Source organism: Candidatus Eisenbacteria bacterium (assembly GCA_005893275.1).
Classification (GTDB): Bacteria; Eisenbacteria; RBG-16-71-46; order SZUA-252; family SZUA-252; genus WS-7.
In genome coordinates this window covers 35,809-54,442 of the sequence record VBOW01000019.1, presented here as the reverse complement: position 1 = coordinate 54,442, position 18,634 = coordinate 35,809, and the positions used below count along the sequence as shown (strand labels likewise).

The 18,634-nt window shown below is 67.7% G+C and carries 15 protein-coding genes; 14 read left to right on the top strand and 1 reads right to left on the bottom strand.

Features of this window, described 5'->3' with window-relative positions; genetic code table 11:
- The first annotated feature begins 2 nt into the window (after positions 1-2).
- The 12 genes from E6K76_03660 to E6K76_03605 all read left to right on the top strand — a co-directional run bounded on the left by E6K76_03660 (position 3) and on the right by E6K76_03605 (position 11,985).
- The gene (locus E6K76_03660) at positions 3-647 is read left to right on the top strand and encodes a hypothetical protein (protein ID TMQ59812.1); all 645 of its coding nucleotides are present in this window, start codon (positions 3-5) and stop codon (positions 645-647) included.
- Positions 648-722: 75 nt separating this feature from the next.
- Entirely contained in the window at positions 723-1,487 is a 765-nt protein-coding gene (locus E6K76_03655; GenBank protein TMQ59811.1) for a lipoate--protein ligase family protein, read from the top strand.
- Between the two features lie 23 nt (positions 1,488-1,510).
- Entirely contained in the window at positions 1,511-1,939 is a 429-nt protein-coding gene (locus tag E6K76_03650) for a hypothetical protein (protein TMQ59810.1), read from the top strand.
- Between the two features lie 6 nt (positions 1,940-1,945).
- Positions 1,946-2,149 (top strand): cold shock domain-containing protein, encoded by a 204-nt coding sequence (locus E6K76_03645; protein TMQ59809.1) that lies wholly within the window; start codon positions 1,946-1,948, stop codon positions 2,147-2,149.
- A gap of 81 nt (positions 2,150-2,230) precedes the next feature.
- Positions 2,231-3,790: a 2,3-bisphosphoglycerate-independent phosphoglycerate mutase gene (locus E6K76_03640; GenBank protein TMQ59808.1), complete on the top strand. Its 1,560-nt coding sequence runs from the start codon at positions 2,231-2,233 to the stop codon at positions 3,788-3,790.
- A gap of 498 nt (positions 3,791-4,288) precedes the next feature.
- On the top strand, positions 4,289-5,173 hold the full coding sequence (sppA, locus tag E6K76_03635; protein TMQ59807.1) for a signal peptide peptidase SppA: 885 nt from the start codon (positions 4,289-4,291) through the stop codon (positions 5,171-5,173).
- 82 nt (positions 5,174-5,255) lie between these two features.
- Positions 5,256-5,531, top strand: coding sequence for an integration host factor subunit beta (locus tag E6K76_03630; GenBank protein TMQ59806.1), 276 nt, complete (start codon positions 5,256-5,258; stop codon positions 5,529-5,531).
- Between the two features lie 266 nt (positions 5,532-5,797).
- Positions 5,798-7,774 (top strand): VacB/RNase II family 3'-5' exoribonuclease, encoded by a 1,977-nt coding sequence (locus E6K76_03625; GenBank protein ID TMQ59805.1) that lies wholly within the window; start codon positions 5,798-5,800, stop codon positions 7,772-7,774.
- A 35-nt stretch (positions 7,775-7,809) separates the two neighbouring features.
- The gene (locus E6K76_03620) at positions 7,810-8,247 is read left to right on the top strand and encodes a PilZ domain-containing protein (GenBank protein TMQ59804.1); all 438 of its coding nucleotides are present in this window, start codon (positions 7,810-7,812) and stop codon (positions 8,245-8,247) included.
- Positions 8,210-9,373: a PorV/PorQ family protein gene (locus tag E6K76_03615; protein ID TMQ59803.1), complete on the top strand. Its 1,164-nt coding sequence runs from the start codon at positions 8,210-8,212 to the stop codon at positions 9,371-9,373. The genes E6K76_03620 and E6K76_03615 overlap by 38 nt, the downstream gene beginning before the upstream one ends.
- Before the next feature lie 30 nt (positions 9,374-9,403).
- Complete coding sequence (locus tag E6K76_03610) at positions 9,404-10,711, top strand: glucose-1-phosphate adenylyltransferase (GenBank protein ID TMQ59802.1); 1,308 nt, start codon at positions 9,404-9,406, stop codon at positions 10,709-10,711.
- Positions 10,712-10,728: 17 nt separating this feature from the next.
- On the top strand, positions 10,729-11,985 hold the full coding sequence (locus E6K76_03605; protein ID TMQ59841.1) for a glucose-1-phosphate adenylyltransferase: 1,257 nt from the start codon (positions 10,729-10,731) through the stop codon (positions 11,983-11,985).
- Positions 11,986-12,024: 39 nt separating this feature from the next.
- Here the strand turns inward: E6K76_03605 and E6K76_03600 are convergent, their stop codons facing one another.
- Positions 12,025-13,467 carry a LysM peptidoglycan-binding domain-containing protein gene (locus E6K76_03600; GenBank protein ID TMQ59801.1) on the bottom strand — a complete coding sequence of 481 codons (1,443 nt, stop codon included), beginning with the start codon at positions 13,465-13,467 and terminating at the stop codon, positions 12,025-12,027.
- A 229-nt stretch (positions 13,468-13,696) separates the two neighbouring features.
- On the opposite strand from E6K76_03600, the gene E6K76_03595 reads away from it, so the two are divergent.
- Positions 13,697-16,003 (top strand): PEGA domain-containing protein, encoded by a 2,307-nt coding sequence (locus E6K76_03595; GenBank protein TMQ59800.1) that lies wholly within the window; start codon positions 13,697-13,699, stop codon positions 16,001-16,003.
- A gap of 54 nt (positions 16,004-16,057) precedes the next feature.
- Positions 16,058-18,571: a DUF4131 domain-containing protein gene (locus E6K76_03590; GenBank protein ID TMQ59799.1), complete on the top strand. Its 2,514-nt coding sequence runs from the start codon at positions 16,058-16,060 to the stop codon at positions 18,569-18,571.
- The last annotated feature ends 63 nt before the right edge of the window (positions 18,572-18,634 follow it).

Genomic DNA, 18,634 nt, shown 5'->3' with positions numbered 1-18,634 from the left:
CCATGCACCTAAGCCACGACATCGGAGTCTGGATCGCGGCGCTCCTCACGCTCGGGATCTTCAGCTTCCTCTACAAGGACAACCCGGCGTACAAGCTCTGCGAGCACCTGTTCGTGGGCATCTCGGCCGGATACTACGTCGTGCTGAATTACTACTCCGTCGTCAAGCCGAATCTGCTCGACCCTCTGTTCCACGACTTTGGGAGAAACCGGCACTATCTGCTCCTGATTCCGCTGGTGCTCGGAATCCTGCTCTTCTCGCGCTTCTTCCCGAAGGGAGGCTGGCTCTCTCGGTGGTCCATCGCGCTCATCCTGGGCGTCTACCCCGCGCTCCGCATCACGGGGTTCGGACAGGGGGACTTCGTGGAGCAGGTCCACGGAACCATTCTTCCGCTCTGGGTGCCGGGTCATGCGGGGACCACGATCGGGAATTGGCTTCTCGTGGTCGGGCTCCTCTGCACGCTCATCTTTTTCTTCTTCTCGAAGGAGCACAAAGGAGCGCTGGGAGGAACGGCGCGGCTGGGGGTCTATTTCCTGATGGTGAGCTTCGGCGCCTCGTACGGGTACACCGTGATGGCGCGAATCTCCCTCCTGATCGGCCGCGTCATGTTTCTCCTCCACGACTGGCTGGGGGTTCTCCACCTCTAGCGGGAGTCACTCGCCTTGGATGCGCCGCACGCCGCCTACCGACTCCCACATCGCCTCGCGTCCGGATCCTGGCAGATGGCCGCCGACGCGGCGCTCCTCGACTGGGTGTCGCTGGGGCCCGCGCGGCTCGTGTTTCGAACCTACGGGTGGGATCGCCCGACCTTGAGCCTGGGACGCAGCGAGCCCTTTCCCGCGGGGTGGGATGAGCGCGCGCTCTCGCGGGAAGGGATCGCCGTGGCGCGGCGCCCGACGGGGGGGAACGCGGTTCTCCATTGGGAGGAGGTCACCTTCGCGCTTGCGGCGACCCTCCCGGGACCCTGGCGTTTGACGCCTCGTGGATTCGCGAACGAGGCGGCCGAGGCGCTGGCCGAAGCGCTTCGCGGATGCGGCGTGAACGCGGCGCGGGTCGACGCGGCGACGCCACGCCCCGCGCCCGCGAGACCCGGCGAGGCCCCGTGCTTCGCCCGCATCGAGTCGGGAGAGGTCGGGGCCGCGGGGTACAAGGTCGCGGGGCTCGCTTCGCGGTTCTCGCGCACCGGGGCGCTCTGCCATGCCTCGGTTCCGCTGTCCGCGCGCCACCGCGAGATCGTCTCCTTCCGGTCGGACGGAGCGCAGGCCGAGGCATCGCTCGCGTCCGGCGCGCGCTCGATCGGAGAGCTGCTCGGCTTCCCGTCGCACGCCGCCGGGCTCGCGGACCGGCTTGCACAGGACCTCGCCGACCGGCTCGCCGAGGCGGTCGCGGCGCGGTTCGGGGTGTGCCTTGTCGAGGCTCCGTTCTCGATGCTCGGCCTTGAAGAGGAGCCCGCCGTCTTCACGGGCCCGCGGGCGCGAGGCTTGTGACGACGGTCCCGCCCAGGAGGCGCGTGGGGTGGATCGCGCTCACAATCTACGCCCTGGCGATGGCGTTCGTCGAAGCGGCGTGCGTCGTGACGCTGAAGAGGCTCTATTACCCCGAGGGGTGGGGGCCCCCGTTTCACGTCATCCCGGAGCCGGGGCTGAGGCTCGAGCAATGGCGCGAGATCGCAACGCTCATCATGATCGGCGCGGTCTCATTTCTCGGCCGCCCGTCCCTTCGCGTGGGGATCGCGCGCGGCCTGTGGGTCTTCGGGCTCTGGGATCTCTTCTATTACGTGTTTCTCAAGGTCTGGACGGGGTTCCCGGCGCATGCGGGGGATTTGGATGTCGTGTTTCTCGTGCCCAAACCTTGGATCGCGCCGGTGTGGTTCGCCTGCGCGGTTTCGATCGTCTGCACGGTAGCGGCACAGGTTTTGTCTCGGCGAAAGGAGGATTGACCCGCCATGCCTGAAACAGGCCGTGTGAAGTGGTTCAACGAAGCGAAAGGGTTCGGGTTCATCGAACGCCAGGGCGGTCCCGACGTCTTCGTTCACTACAGCGCCATTGTCGGCGACGGCTTTCGAAGCCTGAAGGAAGGGGACGAGGTCTCCTTCGAGGTGACGCAAGGCCCCAAGGGTCCTCAGGCCGCGAACGTCACCAAGAAGTAGGCGAGTCGGAATCCTGGCCGCGCCCGCGGACGGAGCGTTTCTCCGACCGATCGCGTCTTGGGGCTGTGATACCCTCCGGGCATGTCCTCTTCCTCGATCCCGCTCGCGGGGCTGATCATTCTCGACGGGTGGGCGTTGAACCCCCGCGCCGAGGGAAACGCGGTGAAGATGGCGCGCACGCCGACCATGGACAGGCTGACGCGGACCTGTCCTCATGCGACGCTCGTCACCTGGGGGGAGTCGGTGGGTCTCCCCTCCGGTCAGATGGGAAATTCCGAGGTGGGGCACCTGAATCTCGGGGCCGGCCGGATCGTGTACCAGGACCTGACCCGCATCGATGCCGCGATCGGGGACGGGTCGCTCGCTCGAAACGGGGTTCTCCGGAAGACCCTCGAGCGGACGAAGAGGCGAGACGCCGCGCTCCATTTGGTCGGGCTTCATTCTCCCGGCGGCGTGCACAGCCACATCCGCCACCTGCACGCATTGCTCCGGATCGCCGCGGGGTCGGGAATCTCGCGTCTGCGCGTCCACGCGATCCTGGACGGCAGGGACGTCCCGCCGCGGTCGGCCAGGGCGGATCTCGAATCGACCGAGTCGGTTTTTCGAGAGATCGGCCGCGGAAGGATCGCGACCGTTGGCGGTCGATACTACGCCATGGACCGCGACAAGCGGTGGCCCCGGACGGAGCTGGCCTACCGCGCGATGGTTCTGGGGGAGGGGCTGAAAGCCGAGAGCGCCCGATCGGCGCTCGATCAGGCGTACGCGCGCGGGGAGAGCGATGAATTTGTCATGCCAACCGTGATCGAACGGCCGGGCGACGACGGGAGCATCGCCCGGGGGGACACGGTGATCGCGTATAACTTCCGCCCCGACCGGATGCGGCAGCTGACCCGTGCCCTCGCCGACCCTTCCTTCGACGCCTTTCCACGGCCCCGCCCGCTCGACCTCGATTACGTCTGCATGACCTCCTACGACGAGACCTTCCCGTATCCGGTGCTGTTCACGGATGAGCCGCTGCGCAACACGCTCGGCGAGGTGATCAGCCGGGAGGGGATCCGTCAGCTTCGAATCGCGGAGACCGAAAAGTACGCCCACGTGACCTACTTCTTCAACGGAAGCGAGGAGGTGCCCTTCGAAGGGGAGGATCGCGTCCTTATCCCATCCCCCCAGGTGGCCACGTACGACCTGAAGCCCGAGATGAGCGCCTTCGAAGTGACCGACGAGGCGGTCCGGCGGCTTTCCGATTCGACCTACGGGTTTTTCGTCCTGAACTACGCGAACGCCGACATGGTCGGCCACACCGGCGTGATCGAAGCAGCCGTCAAAGCCGTGGAGACGGTGGACACCTGCCTGGGACGTCTCATCGAAGCTGTGCGCCGCCGGTCGGGGACGGTGCTCGTGACCGCCGATCACGGGAACGCCGACCAGATGATCGACTACGATACAGGCGGCCCGCACACGGCGCACACGATGCACCCCGTTCCCATCCTGCTCGTGGGGCCGGGCGGCTACTCCCTCCGGAGTGGGATCCTGGCCGACGTGGCGCCGAGCTTGCTTTCCCTCATGGGAATCCCGGCGCCGGGCGAGATGACGGGAAAATCGCTCCTCGTATCGGAGTCCGCTGGGGCAATTGCCCCCTGAATCTGAGCCATCCTACCCACGTGTCGCGCCCGCGGGACGGTCGGAGGGTGCGGCCGGGCCTCCTCGCCTGAAGCGAGGGGTTCAAGCCCCTCGACACGACATTAGGGCGATATCATAAGCCTCTTTGTTTTAACTAATTACAGCCACGCGAATTTCCGAGCCCGAATGCCTGCCTCTGGCCACCGCGTAGACCCTCCCGGGTACGGGGATTGCTCTAGAACCAGGACACATACGCACTGCGCCACATGTTCCCTGCGGTGCTCGCGAGAATCGCCTGGTCCTGAGCTGATCCCCTCGACGAGACGACGCAGTTTCACTGGCACTAGGTGCGCGACACCAGCGGGGAGCAGTTCTTTCGGCCGCGAGGCCGGCACGGGGCGTCCGGAGCACCGGGCGCCCCGTTTTGCTTGCCCTCAAGTCGCGTCGATTGAATTCCTTCGGGGGCTTTGTTAGCGTACCAGGCATCGCCCGACGCGCGGGGTATCCGGAGAACGCCGAATGGCCGTGAAACGCTGGCTCGTGGGCTGTGCCGTCCTCTTCGTCGGCACGGTTGCGACCGTGAGCCTCGCCTTCCTGATCGTCAATCTCACCTTCCAAAAAGAGGGATTCTCCCTCGGGCCGCTGAGCAGGCGCGTGGGCCTGGTCGAGATCATCGGAGATATCGAATCCTCCGAGAGCGTCGTCGACCAGCTGGAGCGCATGCGGCGCGACTCGAGCGTGCGCGCGGTCGTTCTGAGGCTGGATAGCCCCGGGGGCGGGGTCGCGGCTTCGCAAGAGATCTACGAGGCGGTCCGGAAGGTCCGGGAGGATGACAAGCCGGTCGTGGCGTCCATGGGCGGGGTGGCGGCCTCCGGAGCCTACTATGTCGCCTGCGCGGCCGACTCGATCGTATCGAACCCGGGAACCCTGACCGGGAGCATCGGCGTGATCATGAGCTTCCCCAACACCGAGGAGCTCTTCCGAAAGGTAGGGCTGCGCTTCGAGGTCGTGAAGACCGGCAAGTTCAAGGACATCGGATCGATGTCCCGTCCGATGAGCTTCGAGGAGCGCGAGCTGCTCCAGGGCGTCCTTTCGAACGTGTACGAGCAATTCGTGGACGCGATCTCCGAGGGGCGAAGCCTGGACCGACGCGACATCCTTCCCTACGCGGACGGAAGGATCTTCTCGGGGGACCAGGCTCTGGACTACGGGTTCGTGGATCGGTTGGGGGATTTGAACGACGCGATCCAACTCGCCGCGAGCATGGCCCGCATCGAGGGCCGCCCGGTCGTGGTGCGGAAGGAGAGACGCCGCGTGTCGCTGATGGACTTCTTCGAGGAAAAGTTACACTTCATCCCGGCGCTCAGCCAATCGGGTCCGCGCCTCGAGTATCGGCTGCGTTAATTGACGGGGTGTCCCACGCGGTGCTAGAGTGCGCCCCTGAACGGTTTGGCGGCTTGAGGCCGCCCGGAAGCAGGAGGAGCCCTTGACGAAGGCAGATCTGGTAGACGAGATCTCGGGTAAGACTCGGATCTCCAAGAGCGAGACGGCAACGATCGTGGACCAGCTGTTGAACGCGATTTCGCGGGCGTTGAGCGAAGGAAAGCATATCGAGATTCGAGGTTTCGGCACGTTCAAGGTGCGCGAGCGCAAAGCGCGCAAGGCGCGAAACCCCCGCAGCGGAGCGGAGGTCATGGTTCCCGCCAAGCTCGTGCCCGTCTTCAAGGCATCCAACGAACTCAAAGGTGCGGTGCGCGGCTGAGCGCGGGCCGATACCCGATAGGAGACCGATGGGAAGCGGAAAGAAGCGCAAACGCAAGAAGATTGCGACCCACAAGCGTAAGAAGCGCCTTCGCCGCGATCGTCACAAGAAGAAAAACCGCTGACCCCAGAAGCCCCGGTGCGCACTCCCTCGGGCTCGACGTTCCACGCGGCCCGGCTCGTCCCTTCATGCGATGACCGGGCCGCGCGTTCCTCCCCGCCGCACGAGCGCCGGCGAAACTTCGTTAAGCGCCCTCCTCATCCCCGATGACGACCCGCCCGCGCGTTGGCCGCCTGGAGAGAACCCGTTTCGGGTACGGATTCGTGCGGGTGGGGGAAGGGGAGGACGATCTTTTCATCCCGCCCTTTGCCATGGGCGCGGCCCTGCACGGGGACCTCGTGGTCGCGAGCTTTCTGGAGACGAGGCGCGAAGGGGACGCCCACGAGATCGTGGAAGTGCTCGAGCGGGGCCAGTCGGGGATCGTCGGGCGCATCGAGCCCCGCGGCCGCATGACGCTTCTTCTGCCGGAGCGGCCCGAGTACCCGAGGGAGGTTCTCCTCGCGCTTCATGGCAGAGCCTCGGTCTCGCGGGGCGGGCGTGTGGTGGTCCGGCTCAAGCGCACCCCGCCCGAGCCGCTCCAGGGGTCGATCGTCGCCACGTTGGGGATCGACGATCCGCGGGAAGACAGCTTCGTGGTCGCCCTCGAGGAAGGAATCGCGACCGAGTTCGCCCCGGAGGCCCTCGAGGAGGCGGCGGGATTCGCGGAATCGTCCGTGGCGCACGCATCCCAGGGAAGGGCCGATTTCCGGCGCGACCTCGTGCTCACGATCGATCCCGAGGACGCCAAGGATCACGACGATGCCCTCTCCGTGCATGCCTCGTCGGGAGGAGTGCACGAAATCGGCGTCCACATCGCGGACGTGAGCCACTACGTCGGGAGCGGCGGCGCGCTCGACACCGAGGCCCAGGCGCGCGGCAACAGTGCCTACCTCGCCGATACAACCTATCCGATGCTCCCCGAGGCGCTCTCCGGCGGCCTCTGCAGTCTGGTCGAAGGCAAGGACCGCCTCACCGTGAGCGTCGTCGTGGAGATCGACGAGGAAGGACGGGTCGGAAAGAGCCGCGTTGTGACCGGCGTCATCCGGAGCGCGGCCTCCCTCTCCTATCCCGAGGCCGCGCGGCTCCTCGGGGAAGGGGGCGGAGGGATCCCCGCCGCGCTCAGCCTGCTCGATCGCCTCGCCCGAGGGCTCAAGCGCCGCCGCATGGAGGAAGGGGGGCTCGACCTCGATCTTCCCGAAGTGCGCGCGCGGCTGGATTCGCGCGGCGAGGCGATCGCATTCGAAGAGGTGAGGCGGCTCCCCACGCACGAGCTGGTCGAGGAATTCATGCTGCTGGCGAATCGCATCGTCGGAAGCCGTGCTCTCGCGCACGAGCTGCCCTTTTTCTATAGGGTTCACGAGCGCCCGCGGTATGATAAACTACGTGCGTTTTTCGAGGCGGCCCGGTACCTGGGCCGTTCGGGACCCGCGCCCCTCGTGACGGAGGCGAAACAGCTCCGCAGGTGGGCGACGTCAGGGAAGACGACGCGCGACCGGATCGTGAACCTTTATTTGCTTCGGGCCCTCGAGAAGGCGCGCTACGATCTCGTGGACGTCGGCCACTTCGGATTGGGGATGCGAGGTTACGCGCACTTCACGTCTCCAATCCGCCGTTACGCCGATCTCGCCAATCATCGAATCGTGAAGCGCTATCTTCTCGACGGGCACAAGCGTCCCGGCGGCGATCCATGGACCTTCGCTTCGAAAGCGATGAGCGCCGGGGTGGCGTCGCACATTTCCGCGACCGAAATGACGGCGGACGATGCCGAGCGCGGGGTCCTAAAGCTGAAGGCCGTTCGGTACGCCTTGCAGCGGTTGGGGGAAGAAGCCCGAGGGACAATCGTGGGGCTCACCCCGGGAGGGCTTTTCGTTTTCCTCGAAGGGTGGAACATTGAAGGGTTCTTGCCGAAACGGGCGATCGGTGATCCGTCGTTGTCCCTTGCCGAGCACGGCTTCTCGTTTCGCTCCAAGCGGACCCGGCACCGCTTTGGGTTGGGGGACTCGGTGGACGTCGTGATCGCCCGCGCGGATCTCGAGCGGCGGGAGATCGAGCTCGGGCTCCGGACGCGCGCGGAGCGACGGGCGAAACGTCCGGAACGTTTGCGGCGTAAGGTTGGCGCAGGCCGCAAAGGCAGGCGCCGCTGAATCGGGCGGCCCCGGGCCGCGTGGGAGGAAGGGTCATGTCCAAGACGAGGGAGCGCCGCGGGGCGCCGAGGGTCGTGGCAAAGCTCGCGATGCAGATCGCGGGTTTGAGCGGCGAAGCCTCGGTGCTCACAACCGAGAGCATCAACCTGTCCGCCGAGGGCCTCCAGTTTCAGAGCAAGGTCGCGTTGGCGCCGCTGACGAAGGTGGCGTTGACTTTGCTGCTCCCGCCGTTTGGTCGAAGGCTCAGGCGCGAGCGCATCGTGCAGTGCCAGGGCGTGATTGTGCGCGCCGCGGAGATCGAGCGGCCCCGCCAGAAGCGCAAGTTCGAGCTGGCCTGCTGTTTCACCGACATCTCCGAGGAGGATAGGGTCCTGGTGGAGCAGTACGTCGTGTGGCGATCCATGAGGCGGGTTACGGCGCCCCGCGGATCCGAGGATGCGGGAACGAGCAAGCGGCGGTCCGCCGCCCGGTGACGGCCGACGGAAGGGGCGAGGAACCCGCCCTCGCAGCTGGGGTAGAACCGGTCGTCCTGATCCCTTCCAACCCCCCGACGGCCGGCGACGCGTGATGCGGCTACCCATGATTCCGAGATGTTTCTTCGCCATCGCGATGGTCGCGGTCTGCTCGGCGGCCTCGGCTCCAGGGGTCGCCTGGGCCACGCGTTACGCAGGCGAATTCCTTCGAATCGGGGTCGGCGCGCGCGCCCTCGGGATGGGGAGCGCCTTCGTCGGCCTCGCCGACGACGGCACCGCCTCGTATTGGAACCCGGCAGGCCTCGCGACCCTCGGGGAGCGCCAGGTGACCGCGATGCACGCCGAGCAATTCGGCTCGATCGTTCAATATGATTTCCTGTCGTACGTGATGCCGGTGGGTTCCCCGGGGAAGCCGAAACAGGCCATTTCCATCTCGCTCGTGCGGCTCGGCGTCGACGACATTCCCGACACGCGCGGGCTCCAGATCATCGACCAAAACGGAAACGGCAAATTCGACTATCCCGAGGATCTCCTCGTCGTGGACGAGAGCCGGTTCGTGTTCGACAGCGATAACGACGTCGCGCTTATTTTCAGCTATGCTCGCGATGTCCGATCCGGACTCTCCCTCGGGGGAAACTTCAAGTACATCCGCCAGTGGCTCGGGGACAGTCTCCGCTCGAACGGCTTCGGAATCGACCTCGGATTGCTTTATGTCGGGCGCAACGGTTTTTCGGTGGGGGCGACGCTCCGTGATGCGACCACGACGCGGATCCTCTGGAATACCGGGACGGGCGAGTTCATCGCCCCGTCGCTACGCCTCGGAGCGGCCAAGTCGCGTGGATTCCAGGATCGGCGGCATCTCCTCACCGCCGCGCTGGACGTGCAGGTGGGATTCTCCGATGAGAGGCTTTCCAGCCAGGCGCACCTGGGCGGCGTCACCTTCGAGTTCCATCCCGGGCTGGAATACTGGTTCGAGCGGCGGTTGGCGCTCCGAGCCGGCTTCGAGGCGCAAAACTTCACGGCCGGTGCCGGGCTTCGGTACCGAAAATTCGGCATGGATTACGCCTACCTCGATCACCGCGATCTCGACGCGAGCCATCGCGTCTCCGGCTCCTACCGCTTCTAGGTCGAGCCGGCGTTTGTCGGGGGAAGCGGCGTGACCGCGGTTCCCCCCATCTTGGTTCTCGTGCTCGCGGGGGGAAAGAGCGACGCCCTGCACGCGCTGGGCCGTATCCGCACCGCGTCGGCGCTCCCGTACGGCGGCAAGTATCGCGTCATCGACTTCACGCTCTCGAACTGCGTCCACTCCGGCCTCTCCCGGATCGGGATCCTGACCCAATACGCCCCCCTTTCGCTGCAGGGCCACATCGGCATCGGCCGGGCGTGGGACCTCGACCGGCGGGACGGCGGCGTGCGCCTGCTCCAACCCTACGTTCGCCAACGCGAGACCAACTGGTACCGCGGAACGGCGGACGCCCTGGTGCAGAACCGAAACGTGATCGAAGACGCCCAGGCGCGCCACATTCTGGTCCTCTCGGGCGATCTCGTGTACAAGATGGACTACGCCGAGCTGATCCGGTTCCACGAGGAACGGGACGCCGCCTTGACGCTCGTGACGGCCCACGCGCCGACCGAGGAGCCGGAGCGCTATGGCTACGTCCACGCGGACCGGAGCGGGCGCGTGTCGGCGCTCGAGGAGAAGCCGAAGCGCCCGGGGGGACGCGTGGTGTCGGCGGCGCTCTACGTTTTCCGCGCGCGGGAGCTCATGGCGCGCCTGAATCGCGGCGAGGAGGGTCCCGATCTGGTCCACGACGTGATCCAGCCGATGATTGCCGCGGGGGCACGGGTCTTCGCCTATCCGCAGCGGGGCTACTGGCGCGACATCGGCACGGTGGATTCCTATTATGAATCGAACATGGACCTGGTCCGGCCGGTGCCGCCGCTCAATCTCTACGATCCCGACTGGCTGATCTACACGCCGAGCGAGGATCGCTCCCCGGCGGTGCTGGGACGGGATGCGGTCGTGACCCAGAGCCTGATCTCGCACGGCTCGCGGGTGGAAGGGGAGGTTTCGAGGTCGGTCCTCTTTCCTGGAGTCCACGTGGGGGCCGGGGCCCTCGTCGAGGAGTCGATCGTGATGCACGACACTCGGATCGCACCCGGCGCGCGCCTCAAGCGCGCGATCGTGGACAAGCGCGTCGTGATCGAGCCTGATGCCACGCTGGGCTACGGGGAGAGGACGCCGAACCGCGAGTTTCCACGCGATCTCGCCTCGGGTCTCTGCGTGATCGGGAAGGGATCCCGGATCCCCGAGGGCGCGCGGATCGGGACCAATACGCTGATCGAAATCGGAGTTTCGGCGGCCGATTTCCCCTCCCGCGAGGTTCCGTCGGGTTCGGTCATCCGGCCGGGCGGCCTGGGGCGCGCTCAGCCGACCCGCGTCCAGCCTCGGAGCGTGCCTTGAGCTTCGTCTCCTACGCGATGATCCTCGCGGGCGGCCTGGGCAGCCGGCTCTGCCTCCTCTCGGAAAAGCGGGCGAAGCCGGCGGTTCCGTTCGGCGGAAAGTATCGAATGATCGATTTCTCCCTTTCCAACTGCGTCAATTCGGGGATCTTCGACGTCGGGATTCTCACCCAGTACCGCCCGCTGAGCCTCAGAGACCACATTGGCATCGGCCGGCCGTGGGACCTCGACCGGAAACGAGGCGGCGTGGAGCTTCTGCAGCCCTTCCGCGGGTGGGCGGAGACAGACTGGTACCGTGGAACCGCGGACGCGGTCTACCAGAATTGGATCCGCGTCGAGGAGCGCGAGGCGGAGCACATCCTCGTGTTATCCGGCGATCACGTGTACCGGATGGACTACCGGGCGATGATCGAAGCGCATCTGGCTCGCGAAGCGGACGCCACGGTGGCGATCGCCGAAGTATCACTCGAGGAGGCGCGCGGGTTCGGCGTGGTGGAAACGGACGACGCGGGCTGGATCCGGGGCTTCCTCGAGAAGCCCGCCGTTCCGCCCTCGGGGCAGATATCGATGGGGGTCTACGTGTTTCGCACGGCATCCCTCTACGACGTCCTCCGCGCCGACGCCGAACGGGAGACCGCGCACGATTTCGGGAAGAGCATCTTGCCCGCGATGGTGGCGCACGGAAGGGTCTTGGGCTTCCGCCACGGGGGGTACTGGCAGGACATCGGAACGCTCGATTCCTACTACCGCGCGAACCTGCAGCTCCTGAGTCCGGATCCGCCGTTCCCGCTCGAAGACCCTCGATGGCCGATCTTCACGCCGAGCACCGAGTTCCCTCCCGCGAGGATCGGCACGCGCGCGAGGGTTCGCGCATCCATCGTGACCCACGGCACGATCGTGAACGGAACCGTGGAGCGCTCCGTGCTCTTCCCGGGAGCCGTGGTCGAGGAGGGCGCCTTGGTGTCCGATTCCATCGTGATGGGGGAGTCGTGGATCGGGCCGGACGCCGAGCTGAATCAGGTCATCTTGGACAAGCGGGTTCACGTTGGCCCCAGGGCGCGGATTGGGTTCGGAGAGGATCGGACGCCGAATCGCTCGTGTCCCGAGCACTTGAGCTCGGGGATCACCATCGTGGGAAAAGAGACCCGGATCCCCGAAGGAACGACGATCGGCCGGAACTGTCGGATCTCGGCAAACTTGATCGAGGAGGATTTCACGCGCGCGACGGTCGCGAGCGGCGACGTGATGGAGCGGGAGCTCAACGTCGCGCACTGAATCGAACGGCCATGCGTCCGGGGCGGGCCGGACGCGGGGCTACTGAAGCCTCAGTCTTTGCCCCGCCCGCACCTGGCTCGCGTCGGAAAGGCGGTTCAGGCGCGCCAGCGTCGCGGGGGCTTTTCCGTAGCGTCTGCCGATCTCGGATAGCGTCTCGCCGCGCCGCACGAGGTGCGTGCTGTGGCGGCCGCGGTGGCGGCGGGGATAGTGCCTGAGCTCGTGTCTCTGAGCGCGGGCGGCCTCACGAAGCTCCGCCCTCGTCAGGGGCTTCGGCTTGTAGCTGGTCTGGAGCACGGTCTGCACATCGTCTCCCTTGCCGTGCGGCACACGGATCGGCGTGCCGTCCTTGCCGGCGGGGGAGCGGTGGCGCACGAACATCGGATTGAGCGCCTCCAGATCGTCGATCGGGATCTCGGTCAGGTTGGACACGAGCTTCAGGTCGACCGGACCGCGGATCAGGACTTCATCAAACCGGAACGGCGAGTTGGGAGGAAGCTCGAACCCGTACCGGTCCGGATCGGAGGCGATCTCCATCGCCGCGAGGAACTGGGGCACGTACTCCCGGGTCTCTCGCGGCAGACGGAGGGACCAGTAATCATCGGTTCCCTGCCGGCGGATCGCCCGCTGCACGGTTCCCTCGCCGCTGTTGTACGCGGCGAGCGCCAAGGGCCAGCTCCCGTCGAACATCCCGTAGAGCCGGCGGAGATACCGTGCCGCGGCGCGCGTCGCGAGCTCGGGATCGCGTCGCTGGTCGACGTACGGCGTCATCTTGAGACCAAAGATCTTCGCCGTGCCGCGGATGAACTGCCAGGGTCCCACCGCGCGCGCCATCGAGCGCGCGTGCATGTTGAATCCGCTTTCGACGAAGACGAGATTCGCCAGCTCCTCGGGGACGCCCTCCGCCCGCAGATTCCGGGTGAGGAGATCCATATAGCTGCCCGAACGCACGAGCCAGAGCTGGAACTGATCCCGCCCGCGCCCCGTGTAAAAGTCGATCCACTTGTCCACGCGTTCGTTCTTTTCGGCCTTGACCGGCCGGAGCTTCTGCGGGGCCGTTCCCTCCCCGTCGGGCCCGTCGTCGGTCTCGAGCGCGGCCTGCGAGTCGTTCAGCTTGTCGCAGCGATCCTTGAGCTCCCCGAGCTCCTCCCGCAACGCGGCGGCTCCCGGATGGGACTGCGGCACCTGGTCCAGCGCCTTGAGCGCGGACTCAATCGTGGAGAGGGCGTCGGAAGGACGGCCCGACTGGACCTGATCCTCGGCTTTGGAGACGCTCGCGCGGATCGGATCCAACGGGTCCTGGGCGTCGGCGTTCGGGGTCGGCTCGGGCGGGGGCACGATCGTCTTCTCCGCGGCCCGCTCGGCGGCCGGACTCATCCACGCCGGCATGTCGGGTCCGAACGCGGCCGCTTCCGCCCGCCAGGGAGCGACGAGCAGTATCGCGGCAGCGGAAATTCGCGCGATGGAGTTGCATCGGATCGTCAACGGGGCCTCCGTGGGTTGAGTGAATATTGCCCTGCGGACTTGAGGCCTCGTCGTGGAGCGGTCCGCCGGACCATGGACATCGGGTGATATTGCGCAAGACCCTGCGGTGCAGTCCGCGCAGGCTACGTTCCGTACTTGCAAATTGCAAGCGCCAAGTGATTGATTCTTGGTATCCCGGACCCCTGGCGAGGGGTCTTGCCCATCCCTGGCGGTCGTCGCCCCGTTAACTATGCAAGCGATATGCCATCAACGGGTAGAACGTCGAGTTGACACCATTCGGCGGCGACCATATTGTGCAGAAGCAATGAAAACCGCGGTCTCGACGCAGGTCCTCATCCAAGGCCTCGTGAGGAGCCCCGACCGGGAGGGAGCGCTCGCGCACCTGGATCCCGAACGGGGTTTCGCCTTTGTGGCGCGCGGCGCGATGAGCTTCTCCGACGTGATCGACCCGACGATCTGGGTGAAAGAGAAGCTCTCGCTCGCCCTCGCGCCGCAGGGAGATTCCGATGAGCCTCCGCTGCGCCGCGCGATCTCGACGCTGCGCGCCGTTCATGCGGAGCTGATGTCCCGTCCGGATCGCGAGCGCACGTGGATCTCGGTGCTGCTGGTCCTGATCACCGACGGGGAAGGAATGGCTCTGATCGCCGGGGATTGTCCCTGCTATCGGTTCCGCTCGGGGGTGCTCTCGCGTCTCGGCCGCAACGTCTCGGAACGTGGAACGGCACCTCCCGCCGGATCGCTCGGATCCGAAGCGCAGGTGAAGCTCGAAATGATTCCGCTGGTTACGCAGGAAGGGGATTGCTACATCCTCTCGACGCACTCGCTTCGCGAGGGCGAGCTGAGCCTGCTTGCCCGGGATCTCGCTTCCGCCCGCGACCTCGTCTCCCTGCTCCGGACCGCGAGCGCGGGAAGCTCGGAGAACGGGAGGGTCGCGATCGCGGTTCGCTCGGGCGGAGGCCCGGGTGTGCGCCCGGTGATCGAGCCCGCTTCAGGGGCCGCGGTCTCGGCGACGATTGTGGCGCGGCCGCCGGAGCCTCCCGGCGCCGCGGCCGCGGTGCCGCCGGGCGGCGCTGAAGCGCCGGAAGAAATTGCGCCGCTCGAGCTTGAACCGATCGAGCCCGCCGAGAGAATCGGAGCGCTGGAGAGATCCGTGCCGGAAAGCTACGCCGCCGCGGTTCGCGCGGAGGCGGGACGAGCGCTTGCCGCGGACGTGGTGAACGCGGCTCAGGAGACCGGCGCGGCTCAGGAGACCGGCGCACCTCCCGAAAGCGGAGTGGAAGCGAACGGAGCGCGCCGCGCCGGCGACTCGGAAGGCGAGGCCGTTGCGGGAGCGGAACCCTCGGAGGAAGAGGCGGCGCCGATTTCGAGCCGCCCGGTGGGACTTCCGAGCTGGCCGTCCTACGGAGCGCTCGGCGAGCAGCGGCCGTGGTATGAATGGATCGCGCTCTGGGGAGGGGGAGCGCTCGCCATCGTCGCTCTCGCACTTCTCCTTCGCGCGATTCTGCCCGGGATTCTCGGCACACCGCCCGCGAAGGTTCAGCAGGCGGCGACGCCGCTGGGCACCGGTGGGAATTTGGATCTCTTCTCCGATCCCCCGGGGGCCGCGGTCAAGGTCGACGGTGTGCCGATTGAGCCGCGCACGCCTGCCACCGACGTCTCGGTCGCGCCCGGGAGGCATCGTGTCGAGATGGATTGGGGCGTGTACGGCACGCGTCTCGATTCCGTGGTCGTGATACCCGGCGGCCGGGCGACGCTTCGCCCGCGCCTTCTGGGCTCGGTTGGGTTTCGCTCGTCGGATCCAGCCCGGGTCCTCGACGTGTACGTGGACGGGGCGTACGTAGGGTCGACTCCGGTGGTGCTGGAAAGCCTTGTCGTGGGCCGGCACTTGGTTCGCTTCGGCGGCCCGGGGCTCAACACGAGCGCGCAGGAGGTCGAAGTTCTGCAGGGCACCCACGTCGAGCTCACCGGCAGCGCCGGCGCCATCCCTCCGAAGGGACGCGTGACCATCCGGAGCGCGCTCTTGACCGACGCGGGATTCGAGGCCGGGCGCGGCGATCCGGTTTGGGCGGACGGCGAGATGCGAGGGGTCACACCTCTCTCCGTCGATCTCAAACCCGGAACGCACAGCTTCCGCGTCGTTCGCAGGGGATTTCCGCCGCAGATCTCCGTGCTCGACGTGAAGCCGGGAGGCGAGCAGTTCCTGAGCGCGGAGTTCGGCACTCATTCCGAAGAGCCGCTCCGGTTCTCGGCCCCGTCCTCCGTTTCGCGCGCGAATCCGCTTCCGCTCACGATCGCGCTCCCGGAAGGGGAGTCGTATCAATCCATGGTGCTATGGCTCTACGCGGCGCCTCCGGGCGGGACCTTTCAGCCGCGCCGGATGACCCGGATCGATGAAGCCTCGAAATCCTACGCGGCGCTGCTCCCCCCCGAAGTGCTCCGCAACTCGGCGCGCCAAGTGAAGCTCTACTTCAAGGCCGTGGGCGCCACGGGCCGAGAGATCTACTCCGAGATCTATTCCGTCCCCGTCAAAGACTGACGCGGCCTAGCCTCCTGCCGCGCGCGCTTCACCCTCCCCGGGGACGGTGCCTGCATGCGGCCGATTCTGCCGTTCCTCAGCGTTCCCGCGCCGGTTTCGCTTTGGCTCTGTCTCCTGCTCGGGCACGCGTTCACCGCGGGCGCTCCGATTCCCGCCGCCCTCGAAGACCCGCTGCGCGCGGGGGCGCTCGGTCTCGCCGCGCTCTCGATCGGCGCCGGTTGTGCCGGGAGCCGATACCGCGCGCGGGTCCCCGCGGAGGTGTGGCTCCGGCGCCTCGAGGCCGCGGCCGGGATCGCGGCGCTCCTGACCGCCGGCGGAGCGCTCGCCGCCGAGGCCGACCTCGCCTCCGCCCCGCTTCCGGTCCATCCCCGCGCCATTCCGATCGAGGTCGAGGGGCGTGTGCTCGACTCCGTCGCGGCCGACGCCGCGCAGCCGGCCCTCGTGCTCGAGGCGACCCGTGCGCGGGTCGGGCGCGCATCCTCGCCGTGCCGGTCCGCTCTTCTCCTCCGGTGGAGCGAGGACGGGCTCCCCCCCGGGTGGGCGACGCCGGGCCTCTGGGTGCGCCTCGAGGGAAGGTATCGTCCGCCGGAGGACGCGCGCAATCCGGGATGCACCTCGCCGGGGCGGTGGCTCGAGCGGCTCCGCATTGCGGGCGTGGTGGACGTCGACCCCGCGACCGTGAGCGTGCTCGCGGGGCCGCCCGATCCGGGCATTCCCTGGGGCGGGCTCCTGCGCCACCGGCTGGCGAGGCTCTTCTCGCGCGATCTCTGCCCCCCGGTCGCGGCGCTCGCGCGAGGGATGGCGCTCGGAGATCGCTCGGGAATCGCTCCCTCGATCCGCGATGCCTTCCGCGACGGAGGAACGATCCATATCCTCTCCATCTCGGGGCTGCACGTCTGCGTCCTCGCCGGCATCGTGGCCATGGTCGCGGTCGCGCTGAGGCTCCCTCCCGGGCCCGCGCTTTGGATCGAGCTCGTCTCGCTCTGGGGCTATGTGCTCCTCGTCGGTGCGCCCGCATCCGCGGTCCGCTCCGCGATCCTCTGGACCGCGATGAGGGCCGGGCGGGTGCGCGGCTCGGCGGTCCGGCCCTTCGCGGCGTGGGGACTGGCGGGGCTCCTGCTTCATCTCGGCGATCCGGGAGCGCTCGCGGATCCGGGCTTCCAGCTCTCCTTCGCCGCCGTCCTGGGGCTCGCGGCCTCCGGCGGGTTGCGTCTTCCCATTCCGGAGGCTCCCGGCGCCCGCGGACGTTTCGCGCGCCTGCGGGGCGCGGCGCGAGGGCTTCTCTCGCTCGCGCAGCAGAGCGCCTTCGCCGAAGCGGGGACGCTCGGGATCCAGGCGCTGCAATTCGGGGCGGTGCCGGTCGCGGGGCTGGCTCTCAATGTGGCGGTGATTCCGCTCTGCGGCGCTTTCATGGCCGCGCTCCTCGTGCACCTCGGAGGCGCGTTCTTGTTCCCGGGTCTCGGGCGGGCCGCGGCAGGGGCGGTCGAGGTCTCCGGCCTCCTCATGCTCTGGCTCACGGCGCGCGTCGCCGCGGTGATCCCGCCCCTCCCGACGCGCGCCCTTCCTCCGGCCGCGGCGATCGCGGCGACCCTCGGAGCGCTCCTCGTGGCCGCGGCCGCGTGGGAGCACGCGCGAATCGGGCGGCGGCCCCGCGATCGAAGAACGGCGCGATGGTGCGCCCTGGCCGCCCTCGTTCTTGCGTGGGCCGCTCCCTTCGCGCCCTATCCCCGGATCGGGGAGCGCTCCTCATGGCTGCTCATGCTCGATGTCGGCCAGGGCGACGCGGTGGTGGCGCATGCGGCCGGCGCTTCGATCCTGGTCGACGCCGGTCCTTCGACCGGGTCGCGCGACGAGGGGCGCTTCGCGGTGGAGCCGGCGCTCCGGGCAGAAGGAATCACGCGCGTCGACGTCGCTCTTCTCACGCACGCGCATCGCGACCACTACGGCGGGCTCGCGTGGCTCGCGGGGCGCGGATATCTACGCCTGCTCTTCGAGAATGGACGCGACCCCGCCGGCGCGTGGCGGGGGGCGATCCGGTCCGGGCTCGCGCGCTCCCGGGCGGCGCCCGTCCCCATCCGGGCCGATACGAGCCTCGCCCTGGGAAACGGATCGAGGCTTCGGATTCTCGGGGGGGACCGCGGGCTCCCCGCCGCGCGCTCGGCGAACGCTGAGGAAAACAACCGGTCGCTGGTCTCCTTTCTCAGCATGGGGGGCGCGGTAACTTGCCTCGCCGGGGACGTCGAGCGGGAAGCCGAGGCTGCGCTTCTTCGCCAACGGATCCTCTGTCACGTGATGAAGGTGCCGCACCATGGAAGCAGGACCTCGAGCGACTCGGCCTGGATCGCGGCCACGCGCCCTCGAATCGCCCTCATCTCCTGCGGCGAAGGAAACCGCTTCGGCCACCCGGACCGCTCCACCGTGGGCCGCTACCTGCTTCGCGGGGCGCGGGTCCTTCGTACCGATCGGGAGGGTGCGATCCGCCTCACCTTCGCTCCGCAAGGCGCCTGGGTGTCGACGCGGGCGCATCCCGCGCCCGAGCTGGTGCGTTGGGACGCGCTCCCGCGGTAACCCCTTCGGGACAATCCCCTTGAGAAGGCCCGCCCCCGATGGTATACGTGGGTGGGTGAAGTC